The organism is Brachybacterium zhongshanense (assembly GCF_055385755.1).
Genome location: NZ_AP043790.1, coordinates 3,433,539 through 3,457,100 on the forward strand (window position 1 = coordinate 3,433,539; position 23,562 = coordinate 3,457,100).

The following is a 23,562-nucleotide window of genomic DNA, read 5'->3' on the forward strand; positions in this document are numbered from 1 at the left end:
GCGGAGGCGCCTGCTGGTTCTCAGACGCCCGGCGCGGGGTCCCCGAAGACCCGCTCCTCCGTCGGGCCGACGACCCCGGGCCGGACCGCGAACAGCGACCCGGCCTCGGGGTCCTCGCCGTCCGGAAGGTTCTCGCGGCTGGTGGTGATGTACAGGGTGCCGCGGTCCTCGCCGCCGAACGCGCAGGCGGTGACCTGGCGGGGACCCACGGCGATGCGCTCGACGACGGAGCCGTCGGCCCCGAGGCCGAGCACCTGGTGGCCCGAATGCATCGCCACCCACACATTGCCCTCGGCGTCGAGGGTCAGTCCGTCGGGGTGGCCGTCCTGGCCGGTGAGATCGGCGAAGGGACGGCGCTCGACGAGGCCCGCCTCATCGTCCCAGTCGAACAGGTCGACCCGCCCGGTGGGGGTGTCGACGTAGAAGGCGTGCGCGCCGTCGGCGGAGAAGGCCAGGCCGTTGGAGATCGTGAGGTCGGTGAGGACCTGCTCGGTGGAGCCGTCGGGGTGCAGGCGCCACATGGAGGCCGCCCCGGGGACCGCGCCGTAGGCCATGGAGCCGCACAGGAAGGAGCCGTCGGGGGCGATCGCGCCCTCGTTCATGCGGATCGAGCCTTCCCACAGCGGCGGCAGCACGGTGAAGGATCCGTCGGAGTCCTCGATCGCGAAGCCCTTCTCGACGGCGAGGACGGCGCCTCCGCCGTCGGACGGTCGCACGCACGCGACCACGGGGCTGGGTCCGCTGATCCGACGGGCGGTGCCGTCCGCGCGGAGCTGCATGATGTCCCCCTCGAGGAGGTCCACCCAGCGCAGTCCGCCCCAGGAGTCGGACCAGTACGGGCCCTCCGCATGGTGGCAGATCGAGTCGGTGAGGCGTTCGGCCTGCATGGCTGCTCCGTTCGGAAGGCGCTGAGGTCGACGGCGACCGGGCACCCCGGTGCAGGCGGTGCGGACGGTGCCGTCGAGCCCCACGCTACGCGGGATCGCTGACGTGATGCCATGTCCCACGACTTCGCCCTGCCGGCGCCCGTCCCCGATCAGCCGCTGCTGCTCCGGATCAGGCGCTGAACCGCCGACGCAGGAGCAACAGCAGCCCGCCCACGGTCGCGAGACCCGCTGCGGCCACCGCGGCGATCGCGGCGTTCGTGCCGGTCACCGCGAGCCTGCCGGGCGCGGAGACGGTGGCGTCTGCGTCTGCGTCTGCGTCTGCGTCTGTGCCGGCTCGGGTGTCGGTCGCGGTGTCGGTGCCGGTGGCGCCGTCGTCCCCGGAGCCTGTCGATGAGGACCCGTCGGCCGAGGGGTCGTCGGCGCCGTCGGCACCCGCCCCGCCGTCGTCCGAGGGTGCGCCGGTGCTGCCGCTGTCATCGGCGGGCTCAGAGGGCTCAGAGGGATCCGACGGTTCGGCGGGCTCAGAGGGATCCGACGGTTCCGCGGGCTCCGTCGGCTCCGCAGGCACGGCGTCCGTGTCGCCGACGATGATGCCGCGACCGTTGGTGGCGATGTAGACGCGGCCGAAGACATCGGGATCGCCGGTGATCGCTGCATCCGTGATGCCCCACTGGTTCCGGTCATCGTTGATGCGCTGCCACGTGACGCCGCCGTCGACAGAGCGGTAGATGCCGCGCTGCCCCTCGTAGGAGCCGGAGACGTAGATCGACTGCATGTCACGGCCGGGGGCCGCCGCTCCGAAGCCGACCACGTCAGCCGCATCGAAGCCGTCGAAGACCTCCCAGGTGATGCCGCCGTCGGTCGAGCGGAACAGGCCGTAGACGCCGTCGCCCTCGCCCTCCTTGTCGCCGCCGGCCGCCCACACCTCGCCCTCGACGCCCGGGACCGTCGCGAGCCGCACGGAGCCGGAGGTCGGCAGCACGGCGGCGTCGGCGCTCCCGGAGGAGCCGCTGCCCGCAGTGGTCTCCGGGCTGGTGAAGCTGAGACCGCCGTCGGTCGAGACGAGATATGCGCCGTCGACCCAGGCATGCACGAGCGACGGGTCGACGCGATCCGCCTGGACCTCCGCCGTGGAGGCCTCGGCGCCCTCGGGCAGGCCGGTCGCCGACGTCCAGGTCTGCCCGTCGTCGGTGCTCACCTGGATGCCGATGCCCGCCGCCGCCCAGACGATGGCACCGCCGTCGGCCGTGAGCGCCGCGCGCCCGGACTCGGTCGCCCCCTCGATCGTCGTGCCGCCGATCCAGGTCTCCCCGGAGTCGTGGGACACGGCCACGCGGAAGGCGCCCTCGGCATCGGTGCCCGCGCGCACGAAGGCCTCCTGATCGAGGCCGGCGACGTCGACGCTGCCGGTCCCGCCCATGTAGGGATCCTCGATCATCGAGGGGACCTCGTCGATGGAGCCGTGGACGAAGCCGCCCAGGTCGAACATCGCCGAGAGCAGGTCCACATCGCCCGCCGGGGCCGCGAGATCCTGGATGGCGGTCTCCTCGATGCCCCGGGCTGCCGGCGTGATCTGCACGGTGCCGCCCTCGTCCCAGTCGGTGAGGTTCTGGGTGCGGTAGATCGTCGCACCCGTCCCATACATCATCTCGTCGGGATCGAAGGGGTTGATCGACAGCGACTCCGCCATCCACCCGAGCTTCGGAGCGGGCTCCGTCCACAGCGTCGGCTCCGTCGGCTCGACGCCGAAGGTCAGCCACGGCACCTCGGAGATGTCCTGCTGGTAGCGGGTGACGAGCTCCTGGTTCCCCTCCTCGTCGGACGCATACTCCCAGATCGGGGACCAGCTCTCCCCGCCGTCCGTGGAGCGGAAGATCAGGATGTCCGGCCACCACTGCACCTGCGTGGTCACCATGATCGTGTCGGGGTCGTCCGCATCGATCGACAGGCCGGAGAAGCCGAAGTCGGAGCCGACGGGACGGTAGTCCGGCGTCAGATCGGTCCATGTGCCGTCGTCGATCGAGTAGCGCCACACCTCGCCGTCGGAGCCGTCGTACGGGCCCGCCGTGTCCGAGGTCGTGATGTACAGGTACCCGTTCTCCTCGTCCACAGCCCCGTGGTGCGCGAGGTACCCCGTGGGCGCCCCCTCGACCGGCTGCCAGGTCTCCCCGCCGTCATCGGAGCGGTAGAGCGGATCATCGGTGTCGCCGACGGCCGTGAAGATCGTGCTCGAGCCGTCGCCGTCGGCCGCGCCGCGGGTGTCGAACGCCGTCCACAGGACACCGATCTCCTGCCGGTCATAGCTCCACTCGCTGTCCGGATCGGGCGCGAAGTCGCCGACGTTCGGGAACGAGGTCACCTGCTGCCAGGTGACGCCCTTGTCGGTCGAGCGCCACAGCCCGTTCCCGCTCTCGGCGCCGTAGTACAGCACGTCATGGTCCGCCGGGTCGACGACCAGGCGCTCGCCGATCCCGCGACCGGCCATGTTGCCGCCCACCTTGAAGGGCAGCTCGGTGCGCTCCCAGGTCTGCCCGTAGTCGTCCGAGCGCAGGATCGCCCCGTTGTTGGGGTCCCATTCGTTGGTGTACATGCCGACCGCGACGTACACCCGGTTCGGCTCGACCGGGTCCGTGGCCAGGCTCAGCACCCCGTTGTAGCCCCAGTCGTCCCAGCCGATCTCGTCCAGCAGCGGCACCCAGGTGTCGGTGGCGCGATCCAGCCGGTAGGCGCCGCCGATGTCGGTGCGCGCATAGACCAGCCCTTCCTCGGTCGGGCTGTAGATGATCCCGGGCACGTAGCCGCCGCCCTCGATCTGGGCGTTCGACCAGGTGTAGTCCGACGACGCGGAGTCGCCGAGCGTCGTCGCGACCGCAGCCGCGGGCGCGGAGCCGGTCGGCGCCGCGAAGGCCGGCACCGTCAGGCAGGGCGTCGCGACCAGTGCGAGCAGGGCGGCCGACGAGGCGATCGAAACGCTTCGTCTGTGGCGCGAGGCGAGCCGGGCGGATGCGGCGGATGCGGCGGATGCGGCGGATGCGGTGAATGCGGCGGATGCGGCGCGCGAGGCGGAGACGGGGGAGGCGCCGCTCGCGGACGCCGGGGAGGAGACCGGGTGGGAGGAGGCCGGGTGGGGGCCGTGCATCTGTCACTCCTTTGTGAGGGAACGCGGCTGCCGCCGGTGGCTGCGCAGATCGTCGCGCACTGCGGCACCCGCCGGGGGAAACGGGTGGAACTGCCTGCGGAGCCTCCGCGGAACGGCGACGGAGGGTCCAGGGCGGCCGGCGCGATGCTGCTCGCCGCGATCCGCACGATGCTGGTCAGCTATGACCAGCATCAGGGGAAGCGTAATCGAAACGCTTCCGCGGCGAAAGGGTTTTCGGCGTGGCGATCACTGCGGGATGGATGGGACGGGCTGCTGAGAGGGGGGCTGAGGCGGCCAGGCGGGCCGGGCCGGCAGCCCGGGTCAGCGCAGGGGAGGCTCGCCCACGAGGGAGGTGGGCTCGAGGCGGATCTGGAGGGACTTGTAGACCGGGGTGTTGGACCGCTCGGCGACGTGACGGTTGTGCACGAGCACGTTGGCCTCGGGGAAGTAGGAGAAGGCGCAGCCGGGAGCGGTGGGGTAGGAGAGCACCCGGAAGCCCTGGGCGAAGCGCTCCTCGCCGTCGTACTCGCTGGTGACGTCGACGATCTGGCCGCTCTTCAGCCCCAGACGCGCGATGTCCCGGTTGTTCAGCAGGATCACGCGGCGACCGTGGCCGATGCCGCGGTAGCGGTCGTTGAGCGCGTAGATGGTGGAGTTGAACTGGTCGTGCGAGCGGGAGATCTGCAGCAGCAGGCGGTCCTCGGGGATGCGCAGCACATGCAGCGGCGAGGCGGTGAAGTGCGCCTTCCCGTCCTCGGTGGCGAAGGTGCGCGAGTCGCGCGGGCCGTTGGGGAGCTGGAAGCCCCCGGGCTCGTCGAGGCGCCGCTCGAAGTCCTCGAAGCCGGGGATCACCCGGGAGATGTGATCGCGGATGACCGAGTAATCGGTGATCATCGCGGGCCAGTCGACGACGGATTCGGGTCCGAAGGTCTCCTGGGCGATGCCGGTCAGGATCGCGGGCTCGCTGAGGAGCATCCGTGAGGCGGGCTTCAGCTTCCCCTGGGTGGCGTGGACCATCGACATGGAGTCCTCGACGCTGAGCCTCTGCGGGGTGCCGCCGGTGAGGTCGAGCTCGGTGCGGCCGAGGGTCGGCAGGATCAGCGACACCCTGCCGGGGGAGAGGTGGGTGCCGTTGAGCTTGGTGGAGATGTACACCGTCATGTCGAGGCCGCGCAGGGCGGAGTCGGTGAGGTCGGTGTCTCCGGTGACGCGGGCGAAGTTGCCGCCCATCTGCAGGAAGAAGCGACCGCGGCCGTCGGCCATGGCGCGCACCGCATCGACGGTGTCCAGGCCGTGCTCCCGGGGGGAGACGATGCCGAACTCGGCGTCGAGGGCTGCGAGGAACTCCTCGGACGGCTTCTCGTAGATGCCCTGGGTGCGGTCGCCCTGCACGTTCGAGTGCCCGCGCACGGGGCACAGGCCTGCGCCGGGACGACCGATGTTCCCGGTCATCAGCAGGAGGTTCACGATCTCCTGGATCGTGGCGACCGACTGCACGTGCTGGGTGAGCCCGAGCGCCCAGCAGACGATCACGCTGCGGGCGTCGATCACCATCTGGGCGACCTTCTCGATCTGGGCGCGCGGGACGCCGGCGGCGTGCTCGATGTCGTCCCACGAGATGGTGTCGAGATGCACGCGCAGCTCGTCGAAGCCGGCGGTGCTCTCGTCGATGAACACCTGGTCCAGGGCATCGCGCTCGATGAGGATCTTGTTGATGCCCTGGAAGAGGGCGAGGTCGCCGGCCAGACGGATCTGCACGAACTCGTCGGAGATGACCTGGCCGCGGCCGAGCGCGTCCTTCGGGGACTGCGGATCCTTGAAGCGCAGCAGCCCGGCCTCCGGCAGCGGGTTGACGCCGACGATGCGGCCGCCGTTCGCCTTGGCCTCGGCGAGGGCCGCGAGCATCCGGGGATGGTTCGTGCCGGGGTTCTGGCCGGCGACGATGAGGAGGTCCGCGGTCTCGACGTCCTGCAGGGTCACGGTCCCCTTGCCGACGCCGACGGTGGCGTTCATGGCCACGCCGCTGGACTCGTGGCACATGTTCGAGCAGTCGGGGAGATTGTTCGTGCCCAGCTGGCGCGCGAGCAGCTGCAGGAGGAAGGCGGTCTCGTTCTCGGTGCGGCCCGAGGTGTAGAAGATCGCCTCGTCGGGGCTGTCGAGGCTGCGCAGCTGCGTGCCGATCAGCGCGAAGGACTCGCGCCAGGAGATCGGCTCGTAGTGGTCGGAGCCCTCGCGTCGGACCATCGGATGCGTGAGGCGGCCCTGCTCGCCCAGCCAGTGGTCCGAGTGATCGCGCAGCTCGGTGATCGAGTGCTCGGCGAAGAACTCGTTGGTGACCCGGCGCTGGGTCGCCTCGTCGGCGACAGCACGGGCGCCGTTCTCGCAGAAGGCGATCCTCTTGCGCTTGTCGGGGTCCTCGTCGGGCCAGGCGCAGGACTGGCAGTCGAAGCCGCCGACCTGGTTGACGGTCAGCAGGGTGCGTGCAGTGCGGACGGGACCCATCTGCTCGATGCCCGTGGTGATCGCGTTGACCGCGGCGGGGATGCCGGTCGCCCAGGTCTTGGGCCGGTGGACGGTCAGGTCGGCGTCGCCGGCGTCGGTCTCGGGGGCCGGTCGGGAGAAGAGCGAGGGGGGCATCGCGGGGATCCTTTCCGCAGCTCGCCGCGGCGTCGCGCCGGGGCATCGGTGATGCGCTGGCGAGCTGCGGGCGGGCGCAGTCGCCGGACCCCCATCGTCTCACGGGGCGGAAGGGGCTGGACCCTCAACCGTCCTTCTGCGTCTTCGTCTCCGTCTGCATCCGCGCGAGGGCGTGTGCGACCTCGCGGGTCCGCGGGTAGAGGTCCAGGTACAGGCCGTAGAGCTCGTCGTAGCGGGCACGCGGCCCTGGATCCGGGGTGACGACCCGCTCGATCGGGTTCCATGCCTCGGTGCCCTCGACCCCGGCGAGCTGCGCTGCCATCCGCGCCCCGCCGTACGGGGCGTCCTCCGTGCAGGACGGAAGCTCCTGCGCCAGACCGGTGACGTCGGAGACGATCTGCGGCCACAGCCCTCCGCGGGTTCCGCCGCCGACGGCGACGGCTCGCGAGAAGCCCGCTCCGGCGGCATCCATCTCGTCGAGGTGATGGCGCACGCTCAGCGCCGCCGCCTCGAGCGCCGCCCGATGCAGGTCGCCGCGGGTGTGCGAGAGCGTCAGGCCGACGACGACGCCGCGGGCCTCCGGATCCATCACGGGGGAGCGCTCGCCGGCGAAGTAGGGGAGCATGAGCAGCCCGTTCGCCCCGGGACCGCTGGCCGCCGCCTCCTCGAGCAGCGCGCCGTGGTCGTCGGCGCCGACGACTCCCTGCAGCCAGCTGGTGATCGCCCCCGAGGTCGCGGTCCCGCCGGTCATCATGTGCTCGCCCGTGCGGATGCCGGCCGACGCCCACAGGGTCCGGCTGCGGGCAGGACGCTCCGAGGTCGCGATGAGGAACATCGTCGTCCCGTACATGATCATCAGGTCGCCGGGATGGTCGGCACCCGCGCCGACCGCCTCCGCCCAGGCGTCGATGGTGCCGGCGGCCACGGGGATCCCGGCCGGCACGCCCGGCAGCTGCGCGGCCGCCTCCGGGGTCACGGTCCCGGCGAGGTCGCCGGGGTCCATCAGGCGAGGCAGCTCGAGTCCCGGCAGCACCTCGTGCGCCCGCTCGCGGTCCCAGTCCTGCGCCGCCGCGTCCCAGAACGGCGTGCACTGGCTCGCGCTCGGCCGGTCCAGCACATGCTCGCCGGTCAGCCGGTGGACCAGGAACGAGGACGTCATGAAGAAGCGCGTCCCCTGCTCGACGAGCTCCGGATGCTCCTCGCGCAGCCACAGCAGCTTGGGTCCGGCGGCCTGCGAGGACAGCAGGCATCCGGAGCGCTCAAGGATGCTCTCGGCGCCGAACCGGGACTCGAGCTCGGCGATCTGCGCGGCGGCGCGGGTGTCGACGCCGTAGAGGATCGCCGGGTGGAGGGGCGCGCCCGCCTCGTCGGCCGGGAGCACGCACGGACCCATGCCGGTCGCGCCGATCCCGATGATCTCCACGTCCCCGGGGGCGGTCAGCTCCGCCGACAGGTCGATCAGCTCGCGCCACCAGATCTCGGCGTCCATCTCGACGTGCCCGGGGCGGGGCCGCTGCGGCTCGTGGTGGCGGGCCGCACCGCGCAGGACCGTGCCGTCGGTCGTCACCAGCATCCCCTTGGTGGATGACGTCCCGACGTCGATCCCGAGCGTCACGCGGGTCCGCGCACTGGTCATCCATGTCCTCCAGGGCAGTCTCGGCCGACGGTCGCCGGCGGCCGACCCCCGTCGGCCGACGACCATCCTGCCACCTGGCGCCGGGGCCCGCGGGTCCTGCGGATCTGCGCCTACGACGGCTCCCTCGAGTCGGCCTGACCGGCACCCGGCCGGCATGGCCGGCGTCTGTTCGGCCCGACCGGCGTCCGCGCCTCGCGAGGTCTATGCCTCGAGGGCCTTCCCCCGCTGCTCGGGGAGCGTGAAGGCGGCGACGGCGGCGAGCGCGAAGGCGACGGCGAAGACGACGAAGGCGAGGACCTGCCCGCCCGCGGCCACGAGCAGCGGCACCATGAACGGGGCGATGAGGGAGGCCAGACGGCCGAAGCCGGCGGCGGCGCCGGTCCCGGTGCCGCGCACCGCCGTCGGGTACAGCTCGGGCCCGATCGCATAGAGCGCACCCCAGGCGCCGAGGTTGAAGAAGCTCAGTGCGCAGCCGGCCGCGATGATCGTCGCCTCGGAGTCCGCCATCCCGTATCCGACGGCCGCCATGGCGGAGCCGGCGAGGAAAACGGTGAGGGTCCAGCGCCGGCCGATGACCTCGATCAGCCAGGCGGCGGCCGCGTAGCCGGGCAGCTGGGCGAGCGTGATGATCAGGGTGAAGGAGAACGACGTGGTCAGCGAGAAGCCGCGGTCGACCAGGAGCGTCGGGATCCAGATGAACGCGCCGTAGTAGGAGAGGTTGATGCAGAACCACACCGCCCAGAGGCCGGCGGTGCGGCCGCGGAGGGAGCGGGACCAGATCCCCTCCGTCTCCCGCGGTGCGTCCGCGGCTCGCGTCTCCGGCGCGTGCCCCGGCTCGGCGGAGGACGCTGCGGCGGCGCTCTCGAAGTCGCGGACGATCCGCTCGGCCTCGTCGTGCCGCCCGCGGCGCTCGAGGAAGCGCACGGACTCCGGCATGCCGAGCCGGATGATCAGCGCCCACAGCGCTGGCACGGTGCCGATGGCGAGCGCCCAGCGCCAGCCCGTCGGCCCGGAGGCCGCCACGAACGTGCCGATCACAGCGGCGAGGATCCAGCCGACGGCCCAGAACGCCTCGAGCCAGACGATCACCCGCCCGCGGATCCGGGCCGGTGCGAACTCGCTGACCAGCGTGGAGGCCACCGGCAGCTCGGCACCCAGGCCGAGACCGACGACGAAGCGCAGCGCGATCAGCATCGCGAGCCCGCCGGAGAGGGCGGAGGCACCGGTCGCCAGGCCGTAGATCAGGAGCGTGAGGGCGAAGACGGAGCGTCGGCCGATGCGGTCGGCGAGCAGACCGCCGACGGTCGCGCCGATGGCCATGCCCGCGAAGCCGACGGAGGCGATGAGCGATCCGTCGGACTTGTCGATGCCCCAGTGGACGGTCAGCGCCGCGATCACGAAGGACACCAGTCCCACGTCCATCGCGTCCAGCGCCCAGCCGACGCCGGAGGCGCCCAGCAGCTTCGCATGCTTCCGGGTGAAGGGCAGACGGTCGAGGCGCTCCGAGCGGGTGAGAGTCGGGGTGCTGGTCATGGTGTCTCCGCAGCGGGGGTCGGGGATGGCGATGCGACCGGCGGTCAGCGGTGGGGCATGGCGTCGAGGTCGGCGTCGGCCCGGCCGTGCAGGACGGCGAGCGCGCTGCGGGCGCGGTGCGCGCCCCAGCGGGAGAGGATGTCGAGCTCGGACTCGTCCACCAGCCTCCAGTCCTCCAGCTCGGAGGCCTGCGGCACGATGCTCGCCTCGAGCTCGGCTGCCGGGAGGGTGCCGCCGTCGAAGAGGAAGTGGGCACCCATCGGGGCGCCGCGGTCGGCGCGGGCGGGGACCCAGGCGACCGTCAGCATCCGTCCCACCTCGATGTCGAGACCGAGCTCCTCGCGGACCTCGCGTCGGGCGCAGTCGCGCGGATCCTCGCCGGGATCGACGCCGCCTCCGGGCAGCAGCCAGTGGTCGCGGTAGTTGGGCTTCTCGACGACGACCCGTCCGTGCTCGTCGCGCAGGATCACCGCGCCGTAGGCGACGACCTTGGGCAGGGTCGCGAAGTAGGCGGGCTCGGGCAGCAGGTGGGGCATGGTCCCTCGGGCCTCCAGGCGGTCGCGGCGACGGGCTCCGTCCATGGGGAGAGCTCCCCTCGACGACGGTCCGCGGGCCAGCCTATTCCCGTCGGCCGGAGGATGCTCCCTCGGCGCCGACGGTCCGGAAGCGCACGACCGCGCCCGGTTCAGCCTGGGCGAGCAGATCCAGTCCGGCACGGGTGACCACCCCGATCACGGGATAGCCGCCGGTGGTGGGATGGTCCGGTCCGAAGACGACCGGAAGGCCCGACGGCGGGACCTGGACCGCCCCGGGGACCGCCGCCTCGCTGGGGAGCGTCGCCGCGCCCTCCGACACCGGGAGCGGCGGACCCTCCAGCCGCACTCCCACGCGGTCCGAGTCCCCTCGCACGGTCCATCCCGGGGCGAGCAGGGCATCCATCGCCGGGGAGGCGAGGAGCGCGTCTCGGGGGCCGGGCACCAGGTCGACCACGATCTCCGCGGTGCGTGCCGAGCCGTCGGCCCGGTCGTCGGGCGCGCCGGCCTGCTCGCCGCGGTGCTCGTCGGAAGGGACGTCCGAGGGATCGTCGTCGGCCCCGAGCTCGGTGTGGATCGCTGTCCGCGGGTTCGGCGGCGGGATCGCGGAGAGCCCCCGGCCGGGGCCGACGAGCAGCACGTCCTCCGCGCTGAGCGGCTCGGGCCCGAGGGAGGACAGGGTGTCGCGGGACAGGGAGCCCAGGACCGCACCGTGCTCGCCGTCGGCGCTCTGCGCAGGGCGGATCCCGCCGCGGATCGCGACGATCGTGCGCAGTCCGCTCGCGACGGGGCCGATCTCGATCCGGTCCCCTGCATCGAGCGCGATCGGTCGCTCGCAGCAGCGGCGGGCGGACAGCTCGAGATCCTCCTCGTCCTCGGCGCCGCGGCGGACGGCCACGGGGGCGGGCGCTCCGGCGACAGCGAGGACGACGGGCTCGAGGGCGCGCAGGCGCAGCGGTCCGACGAGCATCTCGAGAGCCGCGGTCAGCGCCGGGTTCCCGACGGCGAGGTTCGCCCGGACCAGCGCCGTCCGGTCGAACGCCCCCGAGCCGCTCACCCCGATCGAGCCCTGACCGGCGCGTCCACCGTCCTCGAGGAGGGTGAGAGGACCGGCGGAGAGCACCGTGAGCCCGCGGCGCCCGACCCGGGAGGCCGCAGCGGGACGGCGCAGGACGCGCCCGGGGAGCGCCGCCGCGCGCCCGGGGAGCGCCGCCGCGCGCCCGGGGAGGGCCGCCGCTCGTGCCGGCAGGGAACCACGGGACTGGGCGATCGCCCGCCGCGGACTGAACCGCACCCGCGTGCCGGGGGACAGCAGCGCGGGACGCTCGCGCGAAGGATCGAACAGCACGGCGTCGGTGCGGCCGATCAGCTGCCAGCCGCCGGGGGAGGAGCGGGGATAGACCCCGCAGTAGCGGGAGGCCAGGCCGACGGCGCCCGGAGGCACCGCCGTGCGCGGCTCCGCGCGGCGAGGCACGTCCCAGGGCAGAGCGGGGACGGCCGTCCCCGTCGCGGTGCTCGGGCCTGTCGCGGCGCTCGGGTCCGGGCCCGTCGTCGGCAGCAGATAGGCGAAGCCGGGGGCGAAGCCGCCGAAGGCGGCCGTCCACGAGGCCTCCGCATGCGCGGCGACCAGGGCCTCCGGGGTGATGCCGAGCAGGTCGGCGACCTCGGCGAGGTCGTCCCCGTCATAGACGATCGGCAGACGGACCTCGCCGGCCTCCTTGTCCTCGGCGTCGGCCGCAGGCAGCTGCGCGAGCAGCGCGGCGAAGGAGCGGACGTCGCCCCGGACGGTCCCCCGCAGCAGGAGGGTCCGCTCGGCGGGGACCAGGTCGATCAGGCCGACGGGCGCCGCGGCCCTCACCGATGCGGCGGCCGCGAGCACTTCCGCGGTGCCGGGGTACTCCGCCAGCACCGAGGCCTCCCCGGCCCGGTGCACCGCGAGCGGTGCGGGCAGCATCGTCGAGGCGCTCGCCGCGGGCCATGCGCCGCCCGCCGCGGGCTCCGTGCCGCTCACCGCAGGATCCGCGTCGTTCACCGCGGGGCCCCCGGAGCGCGGGGATCCGGCGCCGCGAGGCGGACGCCCTCCGCCTCGAGCCGCGAGCGCACCGTCCGGGCCAGCTCCACCGCGCCGGGCGTGTCCCCGTGCAGGCAGATGCTGCGGCAGGGCACCGGGACCCGGGCCGGTCCGCCTCCGTGGATCCTGGCGCGGCCGTCCAGCGCCAGCTCGAGAGCCTGCGCGGCGACCTCCTCGGGGTCGACGAGCACGGCGCCGGGCTCGCGCCGCGGGGCGAGGGAGGCGTCGGCGAGGTAGGCGCGGTCGGCGAAGCCCTCGAGCACGACGCCGATCCCCGCCGCCTCCGCGCGCGCGGCGACCACCGATCCCGGAGCGGCCACCAGCAGCAGGTCCCCGGCGATCCCCTGCAGAGCCAGGACCGCAGCGATCACCGCATCGGCCTGCGCCGCGTCATGGGCGAGGGTGTTGTAGAGGGCTCCGTGCGGCTTGATGCCGACGACCCGGGCGCCGACCGCTCCGGCGATCGCGAGCAGGCTCCCGGTCTGGGCGATCACCTGATCGGTCAGCTCCGCGGGAGCGATGTCCATGCGCCGTCGGCCGAATCCCAGCAGATCCGGGTAGGCGACGTGCGCGGTGATCGCGACCCCGCGCGCATGGGCGGCGCCGACGGCCCTGCGCATCGTCGAGGGGTCCCCGGCATGGCCTCCGCAGGCGATGTTCGCCGTGGTCACGATGTCGAGCATGGCCTCGTCATCGCCCATCGACCAGGCGCCCCAGCCCTCGCCGAGGTCGGCGTTCAGGTCGATCGGCGAGCGGGGAGGGGTGCCCTGCGGCGGGTCCTGCGAGAGGGTGCGGGCGGTCATCGAGGTCGTCTCCTCCTCGGGATCGACGGGGATCGGGCCGACGGGGCGTGCCGAAGTCGCCCGATCGAGCTGCGGCACCCTCCCATTGTCGTCCCCCCTGTCCTGAGCCCGTTACGCTCGCACGATGAGCGAACCCGGTGATCGCCCAGCCCGCCCCCGCCCTGACGACGCCCGCGCCGCAGGCCCTCGCGCGCACGGCACGGGCTCGGTGCTCGCACGCGCCGGCGCCTCGGAGCCGGAGCCGCTGCTGTCCCTGACCGACGAGCAGCTCGTCGGCCTGGAGGGGACCGATGCGCGTCAGCCGTCCGCGCTGCCCTGGCTCGACGCCCGGCCGGACCGGGTCGAGGAGGCCGCCGAGGTCGCTGTGCGGGGCCTGCTCGCAGCCGGCCGGCTCGAGCCGTTCCGCGACCCGGGGACGGGGGCGGAGGGGCTGCGGCCGGACCCGGAGCTCGCCGAGGTCCTCGTCCTGCGCCGGACCGCCGCGGTCTTCACCACCCTCGAGCGGACGGTGCGGACCGTGGACGGCGCCGCGACCCGTCGCGTCCACTGGTACGTCGATCCCGACGGCGTCCTCGAGGAGGAGGTCACGGGAAGCGGGATCCATCGCTTCACGCCGCTGCGCCCTGCCCAGGCGGCCGGGCGCCTCGCCGCGGTGATCGACCCCGACGGGACTGCCGGGGACAGCCCCGTCCACGACTCGCCGACGGAGAGCGCCCCGCAGCGCCGGGTCGTGCTGCGCGCCTCGGAGCTGACGGAGACCAGCGCGATGGCGCGCCGGCTCGCGGCGGCCCGCGGGATCGCGGTGCTCACCTCCGTGCGCTCGAGCGATGCGGGAGTGCGACAGGTCAGCCTCTATCCGACGCCCGAGGAGGTGCTCCTGATGGAGGCGCTCGACCCCACCGCCCCGGATCCGCGCCTGCAGGTGACGGTGCTGGACGCGGACGCTGTGAGGGCACTCGCGGTGGAGGTCGTCAGCTCCCGCTGAGCGGCGGGCCGTCAGCTGGCGTCGAGCGCCTCCCTGAGGGCGCGCGCGGCGGCCTCCGGATCCTCCGCAGCGGTCACGGCCCGCACGACGACGATGCGCTCGGCACCCGTCGACAGGATCTCCGGCACGCGGTCCGCATCGATCCCGCCGATCGCGAAGAACGGCTTGGGCTCGGGACCGGTCCGCTCGGCGGCCGCACGGGGGAGGTCGAGGCCGACGGGCTCGCGGCCCGGCTTCGTCGGCGTCGCCCAGACGGGCCCGGTGCAGAAGTAGTCGATGCCGGGATCGGCGTCGGCCTCGTGCATCTGCTCGAGGGTGCGGGTGGAGCGGCCGACGAGGACGTCGGGACCGACCAGCGCGCGAGCATCCGCCGTGGTCAGATCCCCCTGCCCGAGGTGGAGCACATCGGTGCCGGCGAGCACCGCCACGTCGGCCCGGTCATTGGCGGCGAGCAGCGCGCCGTGGGCGTCGGCGACGGGACGCAGCGCCCGCAGCGCCTCGACCTCGGCACGGGCCTCGGCGCCCTTGTCGCGCACCTGGAGGATGTCCACGCCCCCGCGGAAGGCGGCGTCGGCGAAGGCGAGCAGGTCATCGAGCCCGCGGGAGAGGTCCACGCACACGTACAGGCGCGCGCTCGCGAGGGCGGCTCGGCGCTGCTCGCCGGTCTCGTCCCGGCTCGCGCGTCGCCGGGAGGGGGTCTGCTGATCAGCGGTCATGCGCACAGCGTCCCACAGCAGGACCCGCCGGACGGCCCGACAGCGCCGATCGGGGGCGCGTAGACTCGGCTCCGTTCCGTGGGAGCCCGGTCGGCGGGCTGAGAGGGCGCGAGGCGCCGACCACCAGCACTGGATGCGGATCATGCCGTCGTCAGGAGGAATGCGCCCGTGCAGCGTGTCGTCATCATCGGAGCAGGCATCGTCGGCCTGCTCACCGCCCATGAGCTGCGCCGTCGCGGGCATCGCGTCGAGATCCGCTCCACCGGGGTCGCCGAGCAGGCGACCTTCGCCGCCGCCGGGATGCTCGCGCCCGCCGCCGAGATGCAGTACGGCCAGAGCCCGCTGTGGCGGATGATGCGCGAGGCCGAGCAGGACCATCGCGCGCTCGCCGCCCGCCTCGCCGAGCGCAGCGCGGCCCGCTCGTCGGCCGGGGCGGACCCTCTGCCCGATCCGGGCTACCGCGATGCCTCGACCCTCGTCGTCGGCCGCGACGCGGGCGACCTCGCAGCCCTGAGCGACCTCGCCGCCGTGCAGCGGCGCAGCGGCGCCTCCGTGCGCGAGCTGACCGGCGCCGAGGCGCGGCGCGAGGAGGGCGCCCTCCTGCGCGGCATCAGCGGAGGCGTGCTCCTCGAGAGCGACCACCAGGTCGATCCGCGCCGCCTCGCCGCCGCGGTCCGCGCCGACCTCGAGGCCGACGGCCCCGACGGGCCCGCCGTCCCGATCCGCCTCGGCGCCGTCCGCTCCCTCGCGGAGCTCGACCCCCTCCCGGAGGCCGACGACGACGCGGCCCCCGCCGACAGGATCATCCTGGCCGCCGGGCTCGGCGTCCCCGGGATCGACGGCCCCCACCGCGCTCTCGACCTGGCGATGCGGCCCGTGCGCGGAGACGTGCTGCGCCTGCGCGTCCCCGACTCCCTGCTGCTGCCGGGGGAGGAGAACCTGGTGGGCCGCACCGTGCGCGCGATCGTGCGCGGCCGGCCCGTCTATCTCGTCCCGCGGGACGACCGGACCCTCGTGCTCGGCGCCACCAGCCGGGAGGACGACCTGGCAGGCACCTCCACCGGCGGTGTGCTGCAGCTGCTGCAGGATGCCGCCGAGATCCTCCCGGCGATCCGCGAGACCGAGCTGATCGAGGTCACCACCCGCGACCGCCCCGGCACCCCCGACGACATGCCCCTGCTCGGCGCCGTCCCGACCGATCCTCGCGTGATCGTCTCCACCGGATGCCACCGTCACGGGATCCTGCTCTCGGCGTGGGCCGCGCAGCGCACCGCCGACCTGGTCGACGGCGCGCCGCTCCCGCCCGAGCACGCCGAGCTGATGGACGCCGTCCGGCCCGACCGCTTCACCCCCGCACCGCAGCCCGCGCGCACGAGCGCGTCCCCCGCCCTCGAGGAGGCCCGATGACCATCACGCTGAGCGTCAACGCCGAGGAGGTCGAGGTCCCCGCGGCCTGGACCGTCCGGGACCTGGTCGCCCATAGGCTCGGTCAGCAGGTCGGCGAGGACGGACGATCGGCCGACGGCGGAGCGCTCGGCGTCGCCGTCGCCCTCGACGACGCCGTCGTCCCCCGCAGCCGCTGGGCCGCGACGCCGCTGGCCGCCGGGGCCCGCTGCGAGTTCGTCACCGCCGTCCAAGGAGGCTGAGCATGGGCACCACCGCCGTCCTGACCGAGGATCCTCTGGTCATCGCCGGGGAGCCGCTCTCCTCGCGCCTGATCATGGGGACCGGGGGCGCGACCGACCTGGCCGCCCTCGAACGGGCGCTGGTCGCCTCCGGGACCGCCCTGACCACCGTCGCCATGCGCCGCTTCTCCGCCGAGACCGGCAACTCCGTGTTCGCCATGATCCGGCGCCTCGGCATCCGCGTGCTGCCCAACACCGCCGGCTGCTACAGCGCCCGCGACGCGATCCTCACCGCCGAGCTGGCCCGCGAGGCCCTCGAGACCGACTGGATCAAGCTCGAGGTCATCGCCGACGAGGACACCCTCCTGCCCGACGGGATCGAGCTGCTCGAGGCCACCGAGCAGCTGGTCCGCCGCGGCTTCACGGTCCTGCCGTACACGACCGACGACCCCGCCCTGGCCCGTCGGCTCGAGGACGCGGGAGCGGCCGCCGTCATGCCGCTGGGATCGCCGATCGGCACCGGCCTGGGCATCCTGAACCCCCACAGCATCGAGCTGATCTGCGAGCGCGCCGGCGTGCCCGTCGTCCTCGACGCCGGCATCGGCACGGCCTCCGATGCGGCGCTCGCCATGGAGCTGGGCTGCTCGGCGGTCCTCGCCGCCTCCGCCGTGACCCGCGCCCAGGACCCCGAGGCGATGGCCCGCGCCATGGACCTTGCCGTCCGCGCGGGGCGCTCCGCTGCGCTCGCCGGGCGCATCCCGCGGCGTCGTCTCGCCCGCGCCTCCTCGGCCTTCGACGGCCTGATCGACCCCGTCGCCGCCGTCGCCGCCGACGCCCCTCGCGGACGGGAGGCCGAGTCATGGTGAGCCTCCCTCCGCTGGTCGAGCCCGGGCCCGAGCTGACCCCCGCCCAGATCGAGCGCTTCCGCCGCCAGATCACCCTCGCGCGCATCGGCACGCTGGGGCAGCGCCGCCTCGGGAACGCGCGCGTGCTGGTCATCGGCGCCGGAGGGCTCGGGACCCCTGCCCTGCAGTACCTCGCGGGGGCGGGCATCGGCACCCTCGGCATCGTCGACGACGACGTCGTGGACCTCTCCAACCTGCACCGCCAGGTCATCCACGGCACCGACGTGCTGGGCACGCCCAAGGTCGACTCCGCGGCCGCGGCGGTCGCCCGCATCAACCCCGACGTCCGCATCGAGACCCACCGCGTGCGCCTCGGCCCCGACAACGTCGTGGAGCTGCTGCGCGGCTACGACCTGGTCCTCGACGGGGCCGACAACTTCGCCACCCGGTATCTCGTCGCCGACGCCAGCGAGATCACCGGCGTGCCCGTCGTCTGGGGCGCGATCCTGCGCCACCACGGGCAGGTGAGCGTGTTCTGGCCGGGCCGCGGCGCTCACTACCGGGACGTGTTCCCCGAGCCGCCCGCCCCCGGCGAGGCGCCTTCCTGCGCGGAGGCGGGGGTCATCGGCACCCTGCCGGGCCTGATCGGCACGATCATGGCCTCGCAGGTGATCCAGCTGGTCACCGGCACGGGCGATCCGCTCGTCGGGCGGCTCGTGCTGTGGGACGAGGACACCTCCACCACCCGCACCCTGCGCATCGAGCGCGATCCCGCGCGCCCGGCCGCGACCGAGGTGTCGATCCCGCCTGCTGCGGATCCCGCCTGCCGCATCGGGGGCCCGGCTCCCGACGAGACCCTCGACGTCCCCGCCCTGCGCGCCCTGCTCGGCGGCGGAGGGGCTGAGGGCGGCGCCGGCGACGGGGGTGCGGGGATGACCCTGATCGACGTGCGCGAGCCGTGGGAGGTGCAGGCCGGCGCGATCGAGGGCGCCGTGAACATCCCCCTCGGCGTGCTCCTCGAGCAGGGGGAGAAGGCCCTGCCCGGCGGCGTCGGCGGCGGCGAGGTCGTCCTGTACTGCCAGGGCGGGGTCCGCTCCGCGCAGGCCCTCGAGCGGCTCCGGCCCGCGTGGAGCCTGCGCGAGGGGCGGCTGCGCCACCTCGACGGCGGCTACTCCGCCTGGGCGGCTGGGTCTGCTGGGTCCGTCGGAGCGGGAGGCGAGTGGTAGGGATCCTTCGGTGCTCGTCAGACCGGGCTGATGGCTGGCTCGGCGGCGTTGAGGATCAGGCAGATCTGGCGGGCGAGACCGCGCTTCAAGCAGCGGCGGATCTCCTTGGTGGTGCAGCCTCTGGTTCCTCGTCGCTCGGTGTAGGCCCGAGTCTCCGGGTCATGCGTCATGCGGGTGAGGACGGCGATGTGCAGGGCCCGGTTCAGATGTACATCGACACCACTGTTGAGGCGGTGGCGGACGGCCTTGCCCGAAGACGCCGGGATGGGGCCTGCGCCGGCCAGAGCAGCAGACGTGGCCTCGGAACGCCCCGGCGGTCATGGGGCCATGCGGTGAGGCATATGGCGGCAGTCACGGGTCCGATGCCGCTCTTCGCGAGCAGCGGCGGTCAAGTCCCGGGTAGTGGTGTAGCGGTCGGATTCTTCGGGTTCGGTGGTTCAGGCGGTCAGGGAGGGTGCGGGCTGGGCTGTGGCGGTCACCTCCGGGGTGGTGATGAGGTGGAGCTGGGAGCGGCGGAGGACGTCGAGGCTGAGGTAGCGGCGCCCTTCGAGCCATTCATCGGTCTGCTCGGCCAGGACTGCGCCGACCAGGCGGGTGATCGCCCCACGGGTCGGGAAGATCGAGACGGCGTCCGTGCGGCGACGGATCTCGCGGTTGAGGCGTTCTTGGGGGTTGTTCGACCGGTTCTGTCGCCAGACCTCCTTGGGGAACGCGGTGAACGCGAGGACGTCCCCGCGCGCGGCGGCGAGGTGGTCGGCGACCTCGGGCAGACGCTCGCTGGTCTGTTCCAGCAGCCGGTCGAACTGGTCGTTCACAGACGCCGCGTCGGGCTGGTCATAGACGGCGTGAAGACCGGCCTTCACCGCTGGCCAGGCCGCTTTCGGGCAGGTGCTCATCAGGTTTGCCGCGTAGTGGGTGCGGCAGCGCTGCCAGGCGGTGCCGGGCAGGTTCGCTGCGATCGACTCGACCAGGCCTCGGTGGGCATCGGAAGTCACCAGACGCACCCCTGTCAGGCCGCGGGCGACGAGGTCGGCGAAGAACGTATTCCATGCTGCTGCGGTCTCGCTGGTCGCGACCTGCATCCCGAGGCATTCGCGGTGCCCGTCGTTGTTCACCCCGGTCGCGACCAGCACGACCGCGTTGATGACGCGTCCGCCCTCGCGGACCTTCATCGTCAGTGCGTCTGCGGCGACGAACGTGAACGGGCCGGCCTCGCCGAGTGGGCGGTGGCGGAACGTCTTGACCTGTTCGTCGAGCTCGCTGGCCATGCGGGAGACCTGGGAGCGGGAGAGCCCGTCGATGCCGAGGGTTCTGACGAGCTGGGGCCCGGATGCTATGTGCGCGGAGCGTGCATCTGGGGAGCCATGCGGCGGGTGGAGAGACCGGCGAGGCAGCAGTCCGCGACGACCGTGATCAGTGCGGGCTCGGCGCGCTTGCGACGTTCGAGCAGCCATTCGGGAAGCAGGTGCCGGTGCGGAGCTCGGGGATCGCGACGTCGATCGTGCCCACACGGGCGTCGATGTCGCGGTGGCGGTAGCCGTTGCGCTGCGCAGATTGTCCCGGGCTGGGGCGGCCGTATTCCGCGCCGGTGATAGCGTCCGCGTCCGCGGGGAGCAGGGTGTTGATCACGTTCTGGAGCCGGCTGCGCATCAGGTCCGGGGATGCTTCGGCCGGGGCTTCACCGAGCAGGCCGGTAGGGTGGACAATGTGGGGAGCGGTCATCGTGATGACTCCGTTCGAGAGTGCTGTGAGAGGTTCACTCGAAGGATCACACGGTGGCCGCGTCCTTGTCCGGGACGATCACGGGCCACCGCGCTACACCACTATCGGGGACTCAACTCTCTCCGCAGCTGTAGGAGCCGTAGCGAGGTCGTCGTCACCACGCTGCGCATCCGAAGGCAATCCAAGGCGTTGTATATTGCAATATCCAATCTCAAGGAGTCGGTCGGTTGCGCAGATCGTTACATATTCGTTGCATTCGCCCAGCCCTGTCTGGCCGTGAGACTGGCATAGTCATTATGTGAGTTTCAGACCCTTCACCTCAATCCATAGTTCTGGTACTCGAAACCTTCGTGAGCGGCGAGCTTCGTACCCGGCTCGACTGCTGGCATTCACGTTCGTAGTTGCCGTACTGCTCTCGCTAGCAGCGCCTCCGGCTCGGGCTGAACCGTCGGACGGCGGAGGCGAAGGTCGCCCCGAGGTTCTGACTTCGGTGAGGTATATCCAGGCAGACTCGCAGGCTGAAGCAGATAAAATTTTCGAAGAGATGGACGAAGGAGAGAAGAACCCAAGCTCTCCGGCCGCGCGTGCCGCAAAGGTAAAGTATGGACCTTGCTCGCTAGAAGTCCAGGGGGTTCATTTTCGCAAATCCTCGAACTACAATTCTGTCGGATTTAGGTCGTACACGAAATGCGATGTCCGAGTCACCTCTATCACCCACTATATGCGACTCAAGATGAAGGAGGGTATTTACTGGAGGGATATTGTGCCGACGGAGGGAACCTCTAATGTAAATAGAGGTGAGGCAGCGTTGAGCAGTAAGGGCACCTCTTTTCTTTGCCCCAAGAAGTCTCCCAAGCACTGGTGGTCCGGCCATACCAAGGGAGTGATTGTTTACAAGGGTGAGACCTATTACGCCATCGGCAATGCTCCGGTCAGCCAGATGGAGCTGGAATGTCACGCATGAAGCGAAAGTCTCGCCGTGTTTATATCGTATTTCGAGAGGTGGTCGCCGCGTCATCTACAGCGTTTGGCCCTGACAGGCCGATTGTTGGCGCCACCTTTAGTGAGGCTAAGGCGTTGAAGTGCGAGCGTGAAAACCCTGATTCCGGAATACACTGGGAGGCCTTCGCGGTCCCCAATGGACCTCCAGGCGATGCCGTGAGTTCCGTCGTCATCGCCGTACGCAAAGGGCTATGGGGGGAAGATGTGTACCGCGACCCTTCCCCTGAGCGAGTGTTCTTGTCGGTCAGCGAGGCGCGATCCTGGATTTCTGATAGCATGGATCGCCGCCAGGAGTATGTTTTCTTGAATGCCCCTGTTGACAGGTTTGACCTAGAATCACTGACTAGCACTGAAATCATAATTTAGTCGCTTCCTGTGTGCGTCGACGCGCTCCCGGTGAACGGGGTGCTCGGCGGCGAAGTCCTTTGGCGGCAGAGCCGCCTCGGCCACTCGCCTCTCAGTTTGCGCAGATGGTCAGCAAGAATGGATGGTGGTATATTATGGGAGCAGCATTCCCGGTCGGCAGGGGGCGGTGAGGTGCACGGGTGGCGTGGGTGGGGACTGCCGTACCGATAGGTGACATCTTGAAGCGCCCTGGGTTCCGTTCCGTGGTTAACCTCGATCTCTCATGGAGTCGGTGAGCGGGGTCGACCCAGCGTCGTCACCGGTTCTCGTGGCGTGATTCTTGCATCGGGGTGTGACGGACCGTTGCAGTGTCCGTTGCGGGCGGCCCGGGTTCCACTCCCGAGAAGAAGCTGCTGCTGGTCGTAGGGGACAGGTGGTGTTGGCGGGTCAGGTCTGGGTGACGGCCGTACGGAGCTTGCTCACGCCGGTCAGGATGGTGCGGGCTTCGGGGGCGTGCTGGGCGAGATGGACGACCATGGCTCGACTGCGTCTGACAAGCGTCGCGGGGATCCTGAACAACCGCGTGGAGTCGTTTGGGCTCCCATCGTCTCGCCTCAGTGCTGGTCAGAGCGATCATCTGCATCCGGGCGACGAGCTCGCCGGCGAGCTGGACGACCTGGGTCCAGATCTGGTTCTGCGCGAAGCCCTGCAGCGGGAACCTCGCCAACCCCAGGTCCTTGGCGCCCCGGATCCGGTCCTCGCAGCGGGCACGGCGGCGGTGCCGCAGCTCCAGGGTCGGGAGCTGGCCTCTGGTCGTGTTGGTGGCGAACGCGGTGATCCGCATCCCCTGATGGTCGGTGACCCGTAGCTGCGCGCCGGGGTGGGGCCATTCCTTCCGGACGATCACCCGCATCCCCGCAGGCCAGTCGGAGAGGTTCAGCAGCCCGGTCAGCTCAGCCACGAACGCTCCGTCGCGGATCCCGCCCTCGGTGTCGTAGGCGGGGGTCCACGCCTTCGCCTCATCGAGGCGTTTCAGCAGTGCAGGAGCGTACGCGGGGAGGGGGAACCCGACCGAGTAGGCCAGACACCGCCTCGTCAGCCAGGCCAGGAAGTCTTTGGTGCCACCGGCTCCATCGGTGCGAATCAGGACCTTCTTCGACCCCCGCCCGGCCCGGCCCAGCAGACTCGGCGGGAACTGAGCGAGCGCGGCCTGGGTGACGGTGATGTGATCGGCAGCCGTGTTCGAGCCCGCATAGCCGGGCCGCAGCTGGATCGCCAGGGGCTCCCCGGTCCCGTCGCTGCCGTGGTCGAGGAACGCGCACAACGGGTGATACCCGAACCCCTTCGTGAACGTGGATGCGGCCCGCTCCTTCTCGCTATGAACATTCACGAGGGTGGCGTCGAGGTCGATGACCAGCGGATCCTTCGCACTCACTCCCGTAGCTGGAGAGTCGTTCCCGGTCAGGGCTCAGGCTCGTTCGCGCGCGGTGCGGCGGACCCGGGAGATCGCTGCGATCACGGCGGGCGCGTTCTCGGCGAGCGTGGTGAGCATGCGGGAGATCGTCGGGGTCGAGGCGACGGGCCCGAACAGCCATGGTCCGCACCGCAGCAGATCGGTATCGGAGGCGAACTTCCCCACCGATCGCGAGCGGGAGTGCGAGGTCCAGCAGGACCTTCGCCGCGTGGTGCTCGGCCAGCGGTCTCGTCCACGGCTCCAACGCCTCCCGCAACACCCCGGGAAGGCCCGTGGCGCTGAGCGTGTCGGTCAGCAGCACCGTACCCGCATGCGAGACCGCCGGCACCGCGGCGACGTCCATACGCGGACGAGGGGAGAAGAATAAGGAAGGGTGGGACACC

General features: G+C 71.9%; 15 protein-coding genes, 3 pseudogenes and 1 riboswitch. Of the genes and pseudogenes, 6 read left to right on the forward strand and 12 right to left on the reverse strand.

The window, feature by feature from the left end; translation table 11 throughout:
- Positions 1-20 precede the first annotated feature (20 nt).
- The 8 genes from ACZ5AJ_RS15240 to ACZ5AJ_RS15275 form a co-directional block, all read right to left on the reverse strand.
- A complete protein-coding gene (locus ACZ5AJ_RS15240) occupies positions 21-887 on the reverse strand; it encodes an SMP-30/gluconolactonase/LRE family protein (RefSeq protein WP_464135894.1) in 867 nt (288 codons plus the stop codon).
- A gap of 169 nt (positions 888-1,056) precedes the next feature.
- The gene (locus ACZ5AJ_RS15245) at positions 1,057-4,026 is read right to left on the reverse strand and encodes a xyloglucanase (RefSeq protein ID WP_464135895.1); all 2,970 of its coding nucleotides are present in this window, start codon (positions 4,024-4,026) and stop codon (positions 1,057-1,059) included.
- A gap of 321 nt (positions 4,027-4,347) precedes the next feature.
- Positions 4,348-6,663 (reverse strand): FdhF/YdeP family oxidoreductase, encoded by a 2,316-nt coding sequence (locus tag ACZ5AJ_RS15250; protein WP_464135896.1) that lies wholly within the window; start codon positions 6,661-6,663, stop codon positions 4,348-4,350.
- Between the two features lie 124 nt (positions 6,664-6,787).
- The gene (locus ACZ5AJ_RS15255) at positions 6,788-8,299 is read right to left on the reverse strand and encodes an FGGY-family carbohydrate kinase (RefSeq protein WP_464135897.1); all 1,512 of its coding nucleotides are present in this window, start codon (positions 8,297-8,299) and stop codon (positions 6,788-6,790) included.
- Between the two features lie 201 nt (positions 8,300-8,500).
- The gene (locus ACZ5AJ_RS15260; protein ID WP_464135898.1) at positions 8,501-9,832 is read right to left on the reverse strand and encodes an MFS transporter; all 1,332 of its coding nucleotides are present in this window, start codon (positions 9,830-9,832) and stop codon (positions 8,501-8,503) included.
- A gap of 44 nt (positions 9,833-9,876) precedes the next feature.
- Entirely contained in the window at positions 9,877-10,413 is a 537-nt protein-coding gene (locus ACZ5AJ_RS15265; RefSeq protein ID WP_464135899.1) for an NUDIX domain-containing protein, read from the reverse strand.
- Between the two features lie 37 nt (positions 10,414-10,450).
- A complete protein-coding gene (locus tag ACZ5AJ_RS15270) occupies positions 10,451-12,376 on the reverse strand; it encodes a 5-oxoprolinase subunit B/C family protein (RefSeq protein WP_464135900.1) in 1,926 nt (641 codons plus the stop codon).
- A gap of 17 nt (positions 12,377-12,393) precedes the next feature.
- On the reverse strand, positions 12,394-13,239 hold the full coding sequence (locus ACZ5AJ_RS15275; protein ID WP_464138785.1) for a LamB/YcsF family protein: 846 nt from the start codon (positions 13,237-13,239) through the stop codon (positions 12,394-12,396).
- 124 nt (positions 13,240-13,363) lie between these two features.
- On the opposite strand from ACZ5AJ_RS15275, the gene ACZ5AJ_RS15280 reads away from it, so the two are divergent.
- Positions 13,364-14,224, forward strand: coding sequence for a hypothetical protein (locus ACZ5AJ_RS15280; RefSeq protein WP_464135901.1), 861 nt, complete (start codon positions 13,364-13,366; stop codon positions 14,222-14,224).
- An 11-nt stretch (positions 14,225-14,235) separates the two neighbouring features.
- Here the strand turns inward: ACZ5AJ_RS15280 and thiE are convergent, their stop codons facing one another.
- A complete protein-coding gene (gene thiE / locus ACZ5AJ_RS15285; protein WP_464135902.1) occupies positions 14,236-14,940 on the reverse strand; it encodes a thiamine phosphate synthase in 705 nt (234 codons plus the stop codon).
- 68 nt (positions 14,941-15,008) lie between these two features.
- Positions 15,009-15,114, forward strand: a riboswitch (TPP riboswitch).
- On the opposite strand from thiE, the gene thiO reads away from it, so the two are divergent.
- The 4 genes from thiO to ACZ5AJ_RS15305 all read left to right on the forward strand — a co-directional run bounded on the left by thiO (position 15,109) and on the right by ACZ5AJ_RS15305 (position 18,636).
- A complete protein-coding gene (gene thiO / locus ACZ5AJ_RS15290; RefSeq protein ID WP_464135903.1) occupies positions 15,109-16,347 on the forward strand; it encodes a glycine oxidase ThiO in 1,239 nt (412 codons plus the stop codon). It overlaps the preceding riboswitch by 6 nt.
- The gene (gene thiS, locus ACZ5AJ_RS15295) at positions 16,344-16,586 is read left to right on the forward strand and encodes a sulfur carrier protein ThiS (protein WP_464135904.1); all 243 of its coding nucleotides are present in this window, start codon (positions 16,344-16,346) and stop codon (positions 16,584-16,586) included. Before thiO ends, thiS begins: the two co-directional genes overlap by 4 nt.
- A gap of 2 nt (positions 16,587-16,588) precedes the next feature.
- Complete coding sequence (locus tag ACZ5AJ_RS15300) at positions 16,589-17,431, forward strand: thiazole synthase (RefSeq protein ID WP_464135905.1); 843 nt, start codon at positions 16,589-16,591, stop codon at positions 17,429-17,431.
- Positions 17,425-18,636: a ThiF family adenylyltransferase gene (locus ACZ5AJ_RS15305; RefSeq protein ID WP_464135906.1), complete on the forward strand. Its 1,212-nt coding sequence runs from the start codon at positions 17,425-17,427 to the stop codon at positions 18,634-18,636. Before ACZ5AJ_RS15300 ends, ACZ5AJ_RS15305 begins: the two co-directional genes overlap by 7 nt.
- 17 nt (positions 18,637-18,653) lie before the next feature.
- Here the strand turns inward: ACZ5AJ_RS15305 and ACZ5AJ_RS15310 are convergent.
- Together ACZ5AJ_RS15310 and ACZ5AJ_RS15315 are read right to left on the reverse strand one after the other, a co-directional pair.
- A pseudogene (locus ACZ5AJ_RS15310) lies at positions 18,654-19,018 on the reverse strand (transposase); the annotation flags it as partial.
- 55 nt (positions 19,019-19,073) lie between these two features.
- Positions 19,074-20,358: pseudogene (locus ACZ5AJ_RS15315) on the reverse strand (IS256 family transposase).
- Between the two features lie 490 nt (positions 20,359-20,848).
- Here ACZ5AJ_RS15315 and ACZ5AJ_RS15320 point away from each other — a divergent pair.
- Complete coding sequence (locus ACZ5AJ_RS15320; protein WP_464135907.1) at positions 20,849-21,322, forward strand: hypothetical protein; 474 nt, start codon at positions 20,849-20,851, stop codon at positions 21,320-21,322.
- 851 nt (positions 21,323-22,173) lie between these two features.
- On the opposite strand, the pseudogene ACZ5AJ_RS15325 reads toward ACZ5AJ_RS15320, so the two are convergent.
- Positions 22,174-23,522: pseudogene (locus ACZ5AJ_RS15325) on the reverse strand (IS1380 family transposase); the annotation flags it as partial.
- Between the last annotated feature and the right edge of the window lie 40 nt (positions 23,523-23,562).

What these genes read in the sequence shown, in the direction of transcription:
- ACZ5AJ_RS15240 (WP_464135894.1), bottom strand. Translation starts at nt 887, where the DNA reads ATGCAGGCCGAACGCCTCACCGACTCGATCTGCCACCATGCGGAGGGC.
- ACZ5AJ_RS15245 (WP_464135895.1), bottom strand. Translation starts at nt 4,026, where the DNA reads ATGCACGGCCCCCACCCGGCCTCCTCCCACCCGGTCTCCTCCCCGGCG.
- ACZ5AJ_RS15250 (WP_464135896.1), bottom strand. Translation starts at nt 6,663, where the DNA reads ATGCCCCCCTCGCTCTTCTCCCGACCGGCCCCCGAGACCGACGCCGGC.
- ACZ5AJ_RS15255 (WP_464135897.1), bottom strand. Translation starts at nt 8,299, where the DNA reads ATGACCAGTGCGCGGACCCGCGTGACGCTCGGGATCGACGTCGGGACG.
- ACZ5AJ_RS15260 (WP_464135898.1), bottom strand. Translation starts at nt 9,832, where the DNA reads ATGACCAGCACCCCGACTCTCACCCGCTCGGAGCGCCTCGACCGTCTG.
- ACZ5AJ_RS15265 (WP_464135899.1), bottom strand. Translation starts at nt 10,413, where the DNA reads ATGGACGGAGCCCGTCGCCGCGACCGCCTGGAGGCCCGAGGGACCATG.
- ACZ5AJ_RS15275 (WP_464138785.1), bottom strand. Translation starts at nt 13,239, where the DNA reads ATGACCGCCCGCACCCTCTCGCAGGACCCGCCGCAGGGCACCCCTCCC.
- ACZ5AJ_RS15280 (WP_464135901.1), top strand. Translation starts at nt 13,364, where the DNA reads ATGAGCGAACCCGGTGATCGCCCAGCCCGCCCCCGCCCTGACGACGCC.
- thiE (WP_464135902.1), bottom strand. Translation starts at nt 14,940, where the DNA reads ATGACCGCTGATCAGCAGACCCCCTCCCGGCGACGCGCGAGCCGGGAC.
- thiS (WP_464135904.1), top strand. Translation starts at nt 16,344, where the DNA reads ATGACCATCACGCTGAGCGTCAACGCCGAGGAGGTCGAGGTCCCCGCG.
- ACZ5AJ_RS15300 (WP_464135905.1), top strand. Translation starts at nt 16,589, where the DNA reads ATGGGCACCACCGCCGTCCTGACCGAGGATCCTCTGGTCATCGCCGGG.
- ACZ5AJ_RS15305 (WP_464135906.1), top strand. Translation starts at nt 17,425, where the DNA reads ATGGTGAGCCTCCCTCCGCTGGTCGAGCCCGGGCCCGAGCTGACCCCC.